The sequence below is a fragment of the Aquabacterium sp. A7-Y genome (genome assembly GCF_026153205.1).
Taxonomy (GTDB): domain Bacteria; phylum Pseudomonadota; class Gammaproteobacteria; order Burkholderiales; family Burkholderiaceae_C; genus Caldimonas.
Genome location: NZ_JAPFBW010000015.1, coordinates 145,063 through 159,347, shown reverse-complemented (window position 1 = coordinate 159,347; position 14,285 = coordinate 145,063). Strand labels below are relative to the sequence as shown.

Genomic DNA, 14,285 nt, shown 5'->3' with positions numbered 1-14,285 from the left:
ACAGCTCCATCAACTGCACCCGGAAGGCGCCGCCGCCGTCGCGGGTGACGAAGGCCAGCCAGCGGCCGTCGGGGCTGACCGCGGGGCTGACGTTGTAGCTGCCGTTGAAGGTGACGCGCTGGGCCGAGCCGCCGCCGGCGGGCATGCGGTAGATCTGCGGCGAGCCGCCGCGGTCACTGACGAAATAGACCTGCTTGCCGTCGGCGCTGAACACCGGCTCGGTGTCGATGCCGGTGCTGCTCGTCAAGCGGCGCAGGCCGTCGCCGCTGCGGCTCATGCCGTAGAGCTGGGACAAGCCGTCGCGGGTCAGCACCACCACCATCTGGCTGCCGTCCGGCGACCAGGCCGGCGCGCTGTTGGAGCCCTTGAAGGCCGCGATGGGCCGGCGCTTGCCGGAAGCGATCTCCTGCGAGTAGACGACCGGCTTTTTGGTCTCGAAGGAGACGTACGCCAGCTCGCTGCCGTTGGGCGACCAGGCCGGCGAGATGATGGGCTCGGCGCTGGCCAGCGCCACCTGGGCGCCTTCGCCGTCGGAGTCGGCGACCCACAGCGTGTGACGCTGCGCGGCCTTGGTCACGTAGGCGATGCGGGTCGCGAACACGCCCTTCTCGCCGGTGATCTTCTCGTAGATGTAGTCGGCGATGCGGTGCGCCACCAGCCGCAGGTCGGCCTCGACGACGGCATAGGCCTGGCCGCCCAGATCCTGGCCCCGGACCGTGTCCCAGAGCTTGAAGCGCACGTCCACCCGGCCGTCGGCCAGCCGCGAGACGCTGCCGGCAGCCAAGGCGTCGGCCCCGCGGCCGCGCCATTCGGTGGCCGTGGGGCGAGAGGTTTCGTCGAGGGCCGCGGCGCCGGCGTCGACGCCGCGGAACTGGCCGCTGCGCTCCAGGTCGGCGCGCACGATGGCCGAGATCTTCTGGGTCCAGCCGGCCTCGCCGCGGAAGGGCGCGATCGCGATCGGGAACTGGGTCGCGCCGACGCCAGAGATGTCGACGCGGAACTGGGCCAGGGCCGGGGCGGCGGCCAGCGCCGCTGGCACGGAAAGAAAGCTACGTCGGGAGAACATGCTCATGGCGGTCTTTCTTGCATCCTTTCTGAGTGTCTTTCGGAGGTCGGGCTGCCGCAGCCCCTCGGGGGCGACACGGCTTGCCGGCGATCATCCCGCCTGGCGCCGCCGCTTGCGGCCCGGTCCGGGTAACAATGGTAGTAACAAGCGTCCGGGCCGCTCCCGCCTCAGCTGTAGTGCTGCCGGCAGGCCCGCAAGTTCCGCAGTGCCTCACAACAGCACGATGTCGTATTGCTCGGGTGATACCGTCGCCTCGGTCTGCAGCGAGATCGGCTTGCCGATGAAATCGGACAGCGCGGCGAGGTGAGCGCTTTCTTCGTCCAGCAACATTTCCACGACCGCCGCCGAGGCCACCACCCGGAATTCCTTGGGGTTGAACTGGCGCGCCTCGCGCAGGATCTCGCGCAGGATCTCGTAGCAAACGCTGCGCGCGGTCTTGACCGAGCCCTTGCCGCCGCAGGTGGGGCAAGGCTCGCACAGCATGTGGGCGAGCGATTCGCGGGTGCGTTTGCGCGTCATCTCGACCAGCCCCAGCTGCGTGAAGCCGCTGACCGTCATCTTGACCCGGTCGCGCTGCAGCTGCTTGCGCAGCTCGGCCAGCACCGCGTCCTTGTGCTCCTCGCGCATCATGTCGATGAAGTCGAGGATGATGATGCCGCCGAGGTTGCGCAGGCGCAGCTGGCGGGCAATGGCCTGGGCCGCCTCCAGGTTGGTCTTGAAGATGGTGTCGTCAAAATTGCGCGCACCGACATAACCCCCGGTGTTGACGTCTATGGTCGTCAGCGCCTCGGTCTGGTCGATGATCAGGTAGCCGCCCGACTTCAGGTCGACCCGCCGCGCCAAGGCCTTCTCGACCTCCTGGTCGATGTTGAAGAGGTCGAAGATCGGCCGCTCGCCGCGGTAGTGGGCCAGCTTGCCCACCGAGCCGGGTGCGTATTCGAGCCCGAACTCCGTCAGCGCGTCGAACTGCGCCCTGGAATCGATGCGGATGGACGCGGTCTCGTCGCTGGCGAGGTCGCGCAGCACGCGTTGAGCCAGATTCAGGTCCTGGTGCAGCAGCGAGCCGGGTGGCGTCTTGAAGCTGGCCTGCCGGATGCTCGCCCACATCTTGCGCAGGTAGGCGATGTCGGCACCGAGCTCCTCGTCGCTCGCATCCTCGGCGTTGGTGCGCAGGATAAACCCGCCCCCGCCATCACCCGCCAGGCGGCCCATGCGGCTGCGCAGCTGTTCACGCAGCTCGGCCGAGCCGATCTTCTGCGAGATGCCGATGTGGTCGTCCTGGGGCAGGAAAACCAGCAGCCGGCCGGCGATGCTGATCTGGGTGGACAGGCGGGCGCCCTTGGTGCCGATCGGGTCCTTGATGACCTGCACGGTCAGGCTCTGGCCTTCGAACACCAACTTCTCGATGGGCGTCGGCGGCGTGCCGCCGTGATTGCCGTCGGCGAAGGCGCCGCGCTGCCAGACATCGGCGACGTGCAGGAAGGCCGCGCGCTCCAGCCCGATGTCGATGAAGGCGGACTGCATGCCGGGCAGCACCCGCGCGACCTTGCCGGCGTAGATGTTGCCGACCAGGCCCCGCTCCAGCGTGCGCTCGACGTGCAGTTCCTGCACGGCGCCGCTTTCGACGATGGCCACCCGCGTCTCCTGAGGCGACCAGTTGATGAGGATGTCTTGCATGGCCTGGGTGAGGAATCAGTACCGGACCCCGAAGCGTTGCAGAAGCTGGGCCGTCTCGTACAAGGGCAAACCCATGATACCGGAGTAACTCCCGGTGATGCGGTCTATCCAGGCGGCCGCCTGGCTCTGGATCGCATAGGCGCCGGCCTTGCCCATCGGCTCGCCGCTCGCGACGTAGCGCGCGATCGCGTCGGAAGCCACCGCCGCGAAGCGCACGCGCGAGAGATTCACCACGCACTCGGTGCGCCGGGCGCCGCCGAGCGCGACGGCGGTGAGCACCCGGTGCTCGCGCCCGGCCAGCCTCGTCAGCATCTCGGCTGCCTCGGCGGCGTCCGCCGGCTTGCCGAAGATGCGCCCGCCGAGCGCCACCGTGGTATCGGAGCAGAGGATGGGGGCAAGCGGCAGGCCGCGGCGGCGCAGCCGGCGGCGCGCCGCGTCCAGCTTGGCCCGGGTGACGCGCTCGACGTAGGCGGCCGGCGCCTCGCGCGGCAGCACCGCCTCGAGCGCCTCGGCGTCCTCGTCCTCGCCGGGCAGCAGCAGCTCGTAGCGCACCCCCAGCTGCTCCAGCAACTGGCGGCGACGCGGACTCTGCGAGGCAAGGTAGATGAAATCGTGCAGGGCTTGTTGGGGCATCGGCCGCTTTTGGCTCATTCGCGGTGGTAGGGGTGGCCGACCATCACGGACCAGGCCCGGTAGAGCTGCTCGGCCAGCATGACGCGCACGAAGGCGTGCGGCAGGGTCAGGTCGGACAGGCGCAGGCGCTCGTCGGCCGCCTCCCGCAAGGCGGGATCCAGCCCGTCAGGGCCGCCGATCAGCAAGGTCACGTCGCGCCCGTCGTGCATCCAGACCTTGAGCCGTGCCGACAGCTGGAGGGTCGTCACCCGGTCGCCGCGTTCGTCGAGCACGACCATCCGCGCGCCTTTGGGGCACGCCGCCTCGATGCGGCCGCGCTCGGCCGCCATCAGCGAGTCGGCCGACTTGTTGTTGCCGCGCGGCTCGGTCTTGACGGCCTTGAGTTCGAGCTTCAGCTCGGGCGGGAAACGCTTGGCGTAGTCCTCGTAGGCCGTCTCGGCCCAGGCCGGCAAACGCTGTCCGACCGCGACGACCAGCAGCTTCATGCCTTGCGCGATGCGGCCTTCTTCGCAGCTGCCTGCTTGGCCGCGACCTTCTTGGCCGGCGCCGTTTTCGCCGCGACCTTCTTGGCCGCCGTCTTCTTCGCAGCGGGCCGCACCGACCCGGTCGTGACGGTGACCGTGCGGGTCGGGGCCTTTTTCGCTGCGACCTTCTTGGCTGCGACCTTCTTGGCGGCCGTCTTCTTCGCCGGGGCCTTCTTGGCAGCGGCCTTCTTCGCAGGTGTGGTGAGCGCCGCCTTGCGGGCCGCGGTCTGCGGGCCCGACGCCGGCTTGGGCTCGGCAGCGCCGGCACCCGCCTTGTTCGCCGAGGCCTTTTTCGCGGCGGCCTTTCTGGCCGGCGCGCCGGCCTCGGCCTCGTCGGCCTCGGCAGCGCCTTCCGCCTTGACGAGGCCGCGCTGGCCGTCGCCGGCCGACTTCAGCTTGACCGGCTTGTCGCCCCAGATCTCTTCCAGGTGGTAGTACTGGCGGATCGAGGGCTGCATGATGTGGGCCACGGCCGCGCCGCAGTCGACGATGATCCACTCGCCGTTGGCCTCACCCTCGGTACGCATGACCTGGAAACCCTGCTCCCGCACGCTGTCGCGCACGCTTGCGGCCAGCGCCTTGGTCTGTCGATTCGAGGTGCCCGAAGCGATGATGACCCGCTCGAACAAGGGCGACAGGTGCTCCGTGTTGAACACCGAGATGTCCTGGGCCTTGACGTCTTCCAGGCCATCGACGATGGCGCGCTGCAGTTTGCGGATGTCCATTGAGTCGGGCGTCTCCGTGGTAGAAAAGATCAGTTGTTGGAATAAAGGCGATGCTGCGCAATATAGCGCGCCACCGCGGCAGGAACCAGCGCGTCCAGCGGCTCGCCGGCCGCGGCACGCGCGCGGACCTCGGTCGACGATACCGTCATGGCCGGCAGCGGCAGCGACTCGATGCGGTGAGGATGACGCGCGAGCACCGGCCCGGGCGCCGGCAGCTCTCCGGCACGACCGGCCACGGCGAGGGTGACGCGCTGCAGCAATTCCTCCCAGCCGTGCCAGGTGTCGAAGCGCGCGTACTGGTCCTGCCCGATCACGAGCAGCCACTGTGCCGGCGTCTCGGCGGCCTGCAGTTCACGCACGGTCTCCACCGTGTAGCTCGGCCCGCCGCGTTCGAGCTCGCAGCGCGAGACCTCGAAACGCGACTCGCCGGCGATCGCCAGCTCGAGCATCGCGACGCGGTGCTCGGCGTCCGTCAGCCGGCGTGCCTTCTGCCAGGCCATGCCCACCGGCACCCACAGCAGGCGGTCCAGGCCGAGGTGATCGCGCGCGACGCGGGCCAGCGCCAGGTGGGCGTGGTGGACCGGATCGAAGCTGCCACCGAAAAGACCGATGCGGGGGCCGGGCGTCAGACCCATTCCCGCGGCACCAGGAAGTCGGTGTAGAGCCGGGCCTCGGGGCTGCCGGGCTCGGGATGCCAGTCATAGCGCCAGCGAACCACCGGCGGCATGGACATCAGGATGGACTCGGTGCGACCCCCCGACTGCAGGCCGAACAGGGTGCCGCGGTCCCAGACCAGGTTGAACTCGACATAACGCCCGCGCCGGTAGGCCTGGAAGTCACGCTCGCGCTCGCCATAGGCCAGCCCCTTGCGCCGCTGCAGGATGGGCAGCCAAGCATGCAGGAAGGCGTCGCCGACCGAGCGCATCATCGCGAAGCCGCCCTCGTAGCCACCCTCGGACTGGTCGTCGTAGAAGATGCCGCCGACACCGCGCGGCTCCTGGCGGTGCTTCAGGTAGAAGTACTCATCGCACCACCGCTTGAAGCGCGGGTACTTGTCGTCGCCGAAGGGCGCCAGGGCGTCCTTGCAGGTCTGGTGGAAGTGCCGGGCATCTTCCTCGAAGCCGTAGTAAGGCGTCAGGTCCATGCCGCCGCCGAACCAGCTGACGCTTTCGCGCCCCGCCGGGTGGGCGGCGAGCATCCGCACATTCATGTGCACGGTCGGCACATAGGGGTTTTTCGGATGCAGCACCAGCGAAACGCCGAGCGCTTCAAAGGGCGCGCCGGCCAGCTCGGGCCGGTGCTGGGTCGCCGAGGGCGGCAGCTGGCTGCCCTTCACGTGCGAGAAGTTGCAGCCGCCGCGCTCCAGGACCTGGCCGTCCTCGATCAGCCGCGAGACCCCGTCGCCTTCGAGGCGGCCGCCGCTCGGGCGGGTCCAGGCGTCGCGCAGAAAGGCCTTGCCGTCCTCCGCTTCCAAGGTGGTGATGATGCGGTCCTGCAGGTTCAGCAGGTAGGCGCGCACCGCCTCGCTGTCCGTGCCGGGGGTGGTCGAGACCATGCTCACCGCTTCAGCGCGCGAAAGCCGATGTCACCGCGGAACTGCATGCCGTCGAAGTGGATGCCCTGCAGCACCTGGTAAGCGCGCTGCTGCGCGGTACGCACCGAGTCACCCAGCGCCGTGACGCAGAGCACGCGGCCGCCGGAGCTGCGGGTCTGGCCGCCCTCGGAGGCGGTCCCGGCGTGGAACACCACGGCGTCGGGCTGCTCGGCCGGCAACCCCGTGATCACGTCGCCCTTGCGGGGATCCAGCGGGTAGCCGTGGGCGGCCATCACGACGCCCAGCGCGACCCGGCGGTCCCATTGCAGTTCGACCTTGTCCAGCGTGCCGTCGGTGGCCGCCAGCATCACGTCGAGCAGGTCGCTCTTGAGCCGCATCATGATGGGCTGGGTCTCGGGGTCGCCCATGCGGCAGTTGAACTCCAGCGTCTTGGGCTGCCCCGAGGCGTCGATCATCAGCCCGGCATAGAGAAAACCGGTGTAGGGAATGCCGTCGCGCGCCATGCCGGCGATGGTGGGCAGGATGATTTCCTGCATCGCCCGGCCGTGCACATTGGGCGTGACCACCGGCGCGGGCGAATAGGCGCCCATGCCGCCGGTGTTGGGGCCCTGGTCGGCGTCCAGCAGGCGCTTGTGGTCCTGGCTGGTCGCGAGCGCCAGCACGTTCTTGCCGTCGCAGAGCACGATGAAGCTGGCTTCCTCGCCCTGCAGGAACTCCTCGATCACGACGCGCGCGCCGCCGTCGTTGTGCTGCACGCCCAGCTTGTTGTCCAGCAGCATCCAGTCGACCGCCTCGTGGGCCTCGGCCAGCGTCATCGCGACGACCACCCCCTTGCCGGCCGCCAGGCCGTCGGCCTTGACCACGATGGGCGCGCCGATGCGGTCCACGTAGGCGTGCGCGGCCTGCGCGTCGGTGAAGGTTTCATAGGCCGCGGTCGGGATCTTGTGGCGCCGCATGAAGTCCTTGGCGAAGGCCTTGGAGCTTTCCAGCTGGGCGGCCGCCCGGGTCGGGCCGAAGATGCGCAGCCCGCGGTTGCGGAACAGGTCGACGACGCCCGCTGCCAGCGGGGCCTCGGGGCCCACCACGGTGACGCCGATCTTCTCGGCCTCGGCGAAGTCCGCCAAGGCCTGGGGATCGGTGATCGCGACGTTGTGCAGGCGCTGGTCCAGGGCGGTGCCGCCGTTGCCCGGCGCCACATACACCTTCTGGACCTTGGGCGACTGCGCCAGTTTCCATGCCAGGGCGTGTTCGCGGCCGCCCGAGCCGATGACGAGAACTTTCATACCTGATCTTTCACCCGGCTCCGCGACCCGCGCGTACTGCCATCGGCCTCATTCGTTGATGTTCGCGTTGTGGTAGACCTCTTGCGCATCGTCGAGGTCTTCAAGCACGTCCAAGAGCTTCTGCATCCTCTGCGCGTCCTCGCCGGACAGCTCGACGGTGTTCTCGGCGCGCATGGTCACCTCGGCGACCTCGGCCTGGAGGCCGGCCACCTCCAGCGCATTCTTGACCGCCTCGAAGTCGCCCGGCGCGCACAGCACCTCGATGGCGCCGTCGTCGTCGGTGACGACGTCCTCGGCACCAGCCTCGAGCGCCACTTCCATGATCTTGTCCTCGGCGCTGCCGGGCGCGAACACGAACTGCCCGCAGTGCTTGAACTGGAAGGCCACCGAGCCTTCGGTCCCCAGGTTGCCGCCGTACTTGCTGAAGGCGTGGCGCACCTCGGCGACCGTACGCACCCGGTTGTCGGTCATGCAGTCGACGATGACGGCCGCCCCGCCGATGCCGTAGCCTTCATAGCGGATCTCCTCATAGCTCACGCCTTCCAGGTTGCCGGTGGCCTTGTCGACATTGCGCTTGATGGTGTCGGCCGGCATGTTGGCCGCCTTGGCCTTGTCGATCGCCAGACGCAGCCGCGGGTTGGTCGCGACGTCACCGCCGCCCTGGCGCGCCGCCACCATGATCTCGCGGATGACACGCGTCCAGACCTTGCCGCGCTTCTCGTCCTGGCGGCCTTTGCGATGTTGGATGTTGGCCCATTTGGAATGACCGGCCATAGCGGAGCTCCTGAATCCTGAGGTGGCCCGGCTTGCTGCCTGCAGGCGCGCCGGGTTGGTGGGTACTACGGATCTGTTCGATAGACTGCGATTTTATCCGGGCCCCTGCCCCTCCCCTTTGACGGAACCGCCATGGCCGACCCCATCCTGCTTGCCAAGCACCACGAGACCGAAACCTTCCTGCTTCCGGGCCTCGCCAACCGGCACGGCCTGATCACCGGCGCGACCGGCACCGGAAAAACCATCACCCTGCAGACCCTGGCCGAGAACTTCTCGCGCATCGGCGTGCCGGTCTTCCTCGCCGACGTCAAGGGCGACCTGACCGGCATCTCCCAGGCCGGCAGCCTGCCCCCCAAGGTCGTGACGCTGCTGCAGGAGCGCGGACTGCCGATGCCGGCGTCGCAGGCCTGTCCCACCACACTGTGGGACGTCTTCGGCGAGCAAGGCCACCCGGTGCGCGCCACCGTCTCGGACATGGGGCCGCTGCTGCTGGGCCGCATGCTGGACCTGAACGACACCCAGCAGGGCGTGCTCTCGCTGGTGTTCAAGATCGCCGACGACCAGGGCCTGCTGCTGCTCGACCTCAAGGACCTGCGCGCGATGCTGCAGCATGTCGGCGACAACGCGAGCAGTTTCACAACCGAGTACGGCAACATCAGCGCGGCCAGCGTCGGCGCGATCCAGCGGGGTCTGCTGGCGATCGGCGAACAGGGCGGCGAGCGCTTTTTCGGCGAGCCCATGCTCAACATCGGCGACTTCATGCAGACCGAGCGCGGCCAGGGTGTCGTCAACGTGCTGGCGGCCGACCAGCTGCTGGCCTCGCCGCGGCTGTATGCGACCTTCCTGCTGTGGATGCTGTCGGAGGTGTTCGAGTCGCTGCCCGAGGTGGGCGACCTCGACAAGCCCAAGCTGGTGTTTTTCTTCGACGAGGCGCACCTGCTGTTCAAGGATGCGCCCAAGGCCCTGGTCGAGCGCATCGAGCTGGTGGTGCGGCTGGTGCGCTCCAAGGGGGTGGGCGTCTACTTCGTCACCCAGAACCCGCTGGACGTGCCCGACTCGGTGCTGGGCCAGCTCGGCAACCGGGTGCAGCACGCGCTGCGCGCCTTCACGCCACGCGACCAGAAGGCCGTCAAGGCCGCTGCCGAAACGATGCGCGAGAACCCGAAGCTGGACACCGCCACGGCCATCACCGAGCTGGCAGTCGGCGAGGCGCTGGTCAGCCTGCTCGACGACAAGGGCCGTCCCAGCATCACCGAGCGCGTGTTCGTGCTGCCTCCGGGCAGCCAGATCGGCCCGATCACGGCCGCACAGCGCCAGGCGCTGCTGCAGGGCTCGCTGGTGGCCGGGGTCTACGAGAAGGCGGTCGACCGCGAGTCGGCTTATGAAAGGCTCAAGGGCCGGGCCGAGGGGGCCGGGGTTCCGCCGGCCGGCAGCTCCCGGGCCCCGACCGAACGGCAAGGCGACACGCCCGAGGAAGCCGGCGGCGGCCTGCTGGGCGGCCTGGGCGACGTGCTGTTCGGTTCGACCGGCCCGCGCGGCGGGCGCCGCGAGGGGGTGGTGGACGCGCTCGCCAAGTCGGCGGCGCGCAGCATCGGCAGCAGCGTCGGCCGCGAGCTGATCCGCGGCGTGCTGGGCAGCCTGCTGGGCGGCTCGCGCTCGCGGCGACGCTGACGCGGGTGCCGTTCGCGCTGCCGACACGCATCCTGCGCCCGGCCCGGCGCGTTGTGTCGCAAGGCGGTGGCTGCAGCTCCGGCCCAGGGCGACAGTGGCGGCATCCTTCAAGGAGCCGCCATGTCACTGCCCTCGCCCATCGTCCTCGTCCATCTCTGTTTCGCCCTCGGCGCGCTGCTGCTCGGCCCGTTCGCACTCGCGGCCCGCAAGGGCAGCCGCTGGCACCGCGCCGGCGGTTATGCCTGGGTCACCTTGATGCTGGGCGCGGCCCTGTCCAGCCTGTTCATCCACAACTATGTCCGGCCCAACTGGGGCGGCTACACCCCGATACACCTGCTGGTGCCGGCCATCTTGCTGTTCCTCGGCTTCGCCGTGCGTGCCGTTGTGCAGGGCCAGGTGCTGCGGCACCGGCGCCTGATGCTGGGCACCTACATCTCCGGCTGCCTGGTGGCCGGGGGCTTCACGCTGCTGCCGAACCGCTACCTCGGGCAGCTGGTGTGGCACCACTGGCTGGGCCTGGCTTGAGCGGCCCCGTCTCGGTCCCTTGGCTCTGCCCGAGAATGCGCGCATGAACCGCCCCACCGCCGCGCCCCCGCCCGTGGCCTCGACCTCGGCCCACGACCTGCTGACGTCGATGCTCAAGCGGAGTGTCGGCGTCGTCGGGCTGTGCCTGATGGTCGCCGCGATCATCTACGCCATCGAGCGGCAGCACCTGGGCGTCAGCGTCGTCTATTCGCTCTGCGTGGGCCTGCCCTGCTGGCTCATCATCGATCTCGGGCGGGTGTGGCTGGCGAGGCGCCTGCAGCGCGTCGCTCCCGGCCGCCTGCGCCACCCCGAGTGGCCGGGATGGGGTCCGATGAGTGTCTGCATCACCCTCGGCGTGGCGATCGCCTTCCCGCTGGGGCACCACCTCGGCGACTGGCTCACGGGGCACCGGCTGGGCGACTGGCTCACCAGGCACGGCGCCCTGCATGCGGAGCGTGGCAACTTGCCCGGCGTCGCGGCGGCGCTGCTGCTCTCGCTGGCCGCCGCGCTGGTCGCGACCTGGTTTTTCTATTCGCGCGGCCGCCTGGCCAGCGCCGAGGCCGAGGCCCAGGCGGCCCTGCGCCTGGCGACCGAGCATCAGTTGCGCCTGCTGCAGTCGCAGCTGGAGCCGCACATGCTGTTCAATACGCTGGCCAACTTGCGCGCGCTGATCGACCTCGATGCTGCCGCCGCCCAGCAGATGCTGGACCGGCTGATCGCTTTCCTGAGGGCGACCTTGTCGGCGTCCCGGGTCGAGCTGCACCCGCTCACCGCCGAGTTCGCGCGGCTGGCCGACTATGTCGAACTGATGCGGATCCGCATGGGGCCCCGGCTGACGCCGGCCTTCGACCTGCCGGCCGACCTGGGCCGCGTGGTGGTGCCGCCGCTGCTGCTGCAGCCCCTGGTCGAGAACGCCATCCTGCACGGGCTGGAACCCTCCGTCGACGGCGGCCGGCTGGACGTGTCGGCGCGCGAAGACGGCACGCGGCTGCGGCTGTGCGTGCGCGACACGGGCGTCGGACTGGCGGCGGCACGGACTGGCGGCACCGGCTTCGGACTCGAGCAGGTCCGCCGGCGCCTGCAGGCTCTGTACGGACCGGCCGCCGAACTCACGCTCCAGGCCGCGCCCGACGCCGCCGGCGGCACCCTCGCCTGCATCACCCTGCCCCTGCAAGCCCACCTCGACCGACCGCAAACCGGACCGGGAGCCCCCCTTGAAGCCGACCGCCCTCATCGCTGAAGACGAACCCCTGCTGGCGCGCGCGCTGCAAGCCGAACTGGCCCGACAGTGGCCGGAGCTGGAGGTGGTCGCGACCGTCGGTCACGGTGCGGCGGCAGTGGACGCTGCGCTGGCACTGCGCCCGCAGGTCTGTTTCCTCGACATCCGCATGCCGGGCCTAAGCGGGCTGGAAGCCGCCCAGGCCCTGGCCGAGGACTGGCACGAGGACGGCTCGCCGCTGCCGCTGCTGGTGTTCGTGACGGCCTATGACCAGTACGCGCTGCAGGCCTTCGACGCCGCCGCGGTCGACTACCTGCTCAAGCCGGTCGAGCCGGAACGGCTGGCACGCTGCTGCGAGCGCTTGCGGGCAGCGTTGCAGGGTCGTGAGGCCTCGTCCGCCGGTCCGGACGGCGAACAGGCGCTGGCGCAGTTGCGGTCCCTGCTGGCCCAGAGCACGGGGGGTCGCCGTCCCGTCCCGGCGCTGCAGTTCATCCAGGCTGGCGTGGGCGACAGCCTGCACATGGTCCCGATCGACGACGTCCTGTATTTCGAAGCCGCCGACAAGTACGTGCGTGTGGTCACGGCCGGGCGCGACTACCTGATACGCACCTCGCTGCGCGAGCTGCTGCCCCAACTCGATGCACAGAAGTTCTGGCAGGTGCACCGCGGGACCGTGGTGCGCGCCTCGGCCATCCACAGCGTGACGCGGGACGAAAACGGCAAGCTCCGGCTGTCTTTGCGGGAGGGGCCGGCGGGCACGCTGACCGTGAGCCGGCTCTACGCCTCGCTGTTCAAATCAATGTAACAGCGCTGCCTCGACACGGGCAAAACGCCCACTTCGTCGCACAATCCGCGCCGGCATGCGGCGAATGGCTCACTTTCCTCTCGCGGCATGGCCCGAGTTCTGCAACAGGGCGGGTTGACACCGTTTACGTCCTGTAGCATTCAGTCCGCCCTTGAGGAGAAGTCCCCATGTTCCGTCGCCTGTTCGCCCTCGGTGGAGTCATCGCCGCTGCCGCCCTCGCCGCCTGCACCCCGATTCCCGACACCGTGAAGATCGGTGTGGCGCAGCCGCTGACCGGCCCGCTGGGCGGGCTCGGCACCGACATGCTCAACGGCGTGCAGCTGGCGGTCGACGAGCTGAACAAACAAGGCCTGAAGATCGACGGCAAGGCCGTCAAGCTGGAGGTCGTCGCGGTCGACGACAAGGCCAGCGCCGACACCGGCAAGGAAGTGGCGAAACAACTGGTCGACGCGGGTGTCGTGGCAGTGGTCGGTCACCTCAACTCGGGCGTCAGCATGGCGGCGGCCCCGATCTATGCGGAGAAGAACATCCCGCAACTGGCGATCTCGACCAAGCCCGAATACACGCAGATGAACCTGCCCACCACCTTGCGCCTGGTGGCCAACGACGCACTCCAGGCCAAGGCGATGGGCTCCTATGCGGCCCGCACGCTCAACGGCAGCTCCTATGCGGTGGTGGACGACAGCACGCCCTACGGCAAGGGCCTGGCCGACCTGGCGGCCGACCAGCTCAAGCAACAAAAGAAGAACGTGTCGGTGCGCAAGTCGCTCGACGACAAGACCACCGACTTCGCGGCGCTGGTGCCCGAGCTGAAAAACGCGAATGTGGATGTCATCGTCACCACGCTGGCCGACTTCCAGGTGCTGGCCCTGATCGAGCAGATGGCCCAGGCCGGCCTGACCAAGGTGCAGATTCTCGGCGGCGACACGATCAAGACCGACAAACTGATCAAGACCGCGCTGCCGATCAAGGGCGTGTACGCGACCTCACCCATCATCGAGGCCCGCGAGTTCCTGCAGGGCAAGGCTTTCCTGGCCAAGTACCGCAACGCCTTCAAGCAGGACCCGGTGTACGGCGCGCACTACGCCTACGACGCCGTCTGGGTTCTGACCGCGGCGATGCAGCACGGCCGCAGCGTCGACGGCAAGAAGCTCACCGAGGAGCTCAAGACGATCGATGCGCTGGCGCCGGTGACCAATGCGGTGCGTTTCAACGACAAGGGCGAGCAGTACTACGGCGTCATCAGTGTCTACTCGGCACGGCCGGGCGTCTGGGACGCGGTGACACGCTCCGATGCCTGGTGAGCCGCACGGCCCCGGGCCAGCCACTTCTTTCCCGAATCAGGGCGCCGCAGGTCGGCGCCCTTTTTCATGGCGGGCAGCGTCTCACGCCGTGCCGGCGACGTTTCGTCCCGCCGCAGGGCATCACGTCGCACCCCGGCGGCGCCCGACGGCGCACAGCGCGACCATAGGCCCCACGGATCCGGCTTCAGCGATCCGGAAGGAGCTTCAAATGACCGCCGACCTCGCCTCCCCCGCCGCCCTGCACAAGACCGCCCGCCGCCGTGTCGCGATGAAGCTGCGACTGGCCGTGCACAGCCTTGTTTTTGTCCTCGTGAATGCCGGCCTGTGGCTGCTCAACGAGTTGAACGGCGGTCCGCGCTGGGCGGTCTGGCCGCTGGGCGGCTGGGGGCTGGGTCTGGCCATCCACGCGACGGTCGTGATCCTCAAGCTGAGCCTGAACGGCTGGACCGGTACCCTGGTAGAGCGTGAGATCGAGCGGCTGGCGCGCCGGTCCCGCTGATCGCAAGGCGGCCGCGTGCCCGAAT

The 14,285-nt window shown here is 69.2% G+C and carries 15 protein-coding genes; 6 read left to right on the top strand and 9 right to left on the bottom strand.

All coding sequences use genetic code 11. From position 1 onward, the window contains the following. The 9 genes from tolB to OOT46_RS15695 all read right to left on the bottom strand — a co-directional run. On the bottom strand, positions 1–1,072 hold a 1,072-nt coding region (tolB, locus tag OOT46_RS15735; protein ID WP_416136201.1), incomplete at its 3' end, for a Tol-Pal system beta propeller repeat protein TolB. Between the two features lie 204 nt (positions 1,073–1,276). Continuing rightward, entirely contained in the window at positions 1,277–2,743 is a 1,467-nt protein-coding gene (gene rng / locus OOT46_RS15730; RefSeq protein WP_265404563.1) for a ribonuclease G, read from the bottom strand. Positions 2,744–2,758: 15 nt separating this feature from the next. Next, entirely contained in the window at positions 2,759–3,376 is a 618-nt protein-coding gene (locus OOT46_RS15725) for a Maf family protein (protein WP_265404562.1), read from the bottom strand. 14 nt (positions 3,377–3,390) lie between these two features. Then, positions 3,391–3,861 (bottom strand): 23S rRNA (pseudouridine(1915)-N(3))-methyltransferase RlmH, encoded by a 471-nt coding sequence (rlmH, locus tag OOT46_RS15720; RefSeq protein WP_265404561.1) that lies wholly within the window; start codon positions 3,859–3,861, stop codon positions 3,391–3,393. Beyond that, positions 3,858–4,625 carry a ribosome silencing factor gene (rsfS, locus tag OOT46_RS15715; protein WP_265404560.1) on the bottom strand — a complete coding sequence of 256 codons (768 nt, stop codon included), beginning with the start codon at positions 4,623–4,625 and terminating at the stop codon, positions 3,858–3,860. Before rsfS ends, rlmH begins: the two co-directional genes overlap by 4 nt. A 29-nt stretch (positions 4,626–4,654) precedes the next feature. Beyond that, positions 4,655–5,260, bottom strand: coding sequence for a nicotinate-nucleotide adenylyltransferase (nadD, locus tag OOT46_RS15710; protein ID WP_265404559.1), 606 nt, complete (start codon positions 5,258–5,260; stop codon positions 4,655–4,657). Further along, entirely contained in the window at positions 5,251–6,180 is a 930-nt protein-coding gene (gene hemF / locus OOT46_RS15705; protein WP_265404558.1) for an oxygen-dependent coproporphyrinogen oxidase, read from the bottom strand. The genes nadD and hemF overlap by 10 nt, the downstream gene beginning before the upstream one ends. Positions 6,181–6,182: 2 nt before the next feature. Then, the gene (purD, locus tag OOT46_RS15700; protein WP_265404557.1) at positions 6,183–7,463 is read right to left on the bottom strand and encodes a phosphoribosylamine--glycine ligase; all 1,281 of its coding nucleotides are present in this window, start codon (positions 7,461–7,463) and stop codon (positions 6,183–6,185) included. 48 nt (positions 7,464–7,511) lie between these two features. Then, complete coding sequence (locus OOT46_RS15695) at positions 7,512–8,237, bottom strand: YebC/PmpR family DNA-binding transcriptional regulator (protein WP_265404556.1); 726 nt, start codon at positions 8,235–8,237, stop codon at positions 7,512–7,514. A gap of 132 nt (positions 8,238–8,369) precedes the next feature. Between OOT46_RS15695 and OOT46_RS15690 the strand changes: the two genes are divergently transcribed. From OOT46_RS15690 to OOT46_RS15665, 6 genes are all read left to right on the top strand, one after another. Then, positions 8,370–9,908, top strand: a complete 1,539-nt coding sequence (locus tag OOT46_RS15690) for a helicase HerA-like domain-containing protein (RefSeq protein ID WP_265404555.1) — start codon at positions 8,370–8,372, stop codon at positions 9,906–9,908. A 120-nt stretch (positions 9,909–10,028) separates the two neighbouring features. Beyond that, a complete protein-coding gene (locus OOT46_RS15685; RefSeq protein WP_265404554.1) occupies positions 10,029–10,433 on the top strand; it encodes a DUF2306 domain-containing protein in 405 nt (134 codons plus the stop codon). A 43-nt stretch (positions 10,434–10,476) separates the two neighbouring features. Then, positions 10,477–11,673, top strand: a complete 1,197-nt coding sequence (locus tag OOT46_RS15680; protein WP_265404553.1) for a sensor histidine kinase — start codon at positions 10,477–10,479, stop codon at positions 11,671–11,673. Next, positions 11,648–12,457, top strand: a complete 810-nt coding sequence (locus OOT46_RS15675; RefSeq protein ID WP_265404552.1) for a LytR/AlgR family response regulator transcription factor — start codon at positions 11,648–11,650, stop codon at positions 12,455–12,457. Before OOT46_RS15680 ends, OOT46_RS15675 begins: the two co-directional genes overlap by 26 nt. 167 nt (positions 12,458–12,624) lie before the next feature. Continuing rightward, positions 12,625–13,761 carry a branched-chain amino acid ABC transporter substrate-binding protein gene (locus OOT46_RS15670; RefSeq protein ID WP_265404551.1) on the top strand — a complete coding sequence of 379 codons (1,137 nt, stop codon included), beginning with the start codon at positions 12,625–12,627 and terminating at the stop codon, positions 13,759–13,761. Positions 13,762–13,969: 208 nt separating this feature from the next. After that, the gene (locus OOT46_RS15665; protein WP_265404550.1) at positions 13,970–14,260 is read left to right on the top strand and encodes a 2TM domain-containing protein; all 291 of its coding nucleotides are present in this window, start codon (positions 13,970–13,972) and stop codon (positions 14,258–14,260) included. Positions 14,261–14,285: the final 25 nt, after the last annotated feature.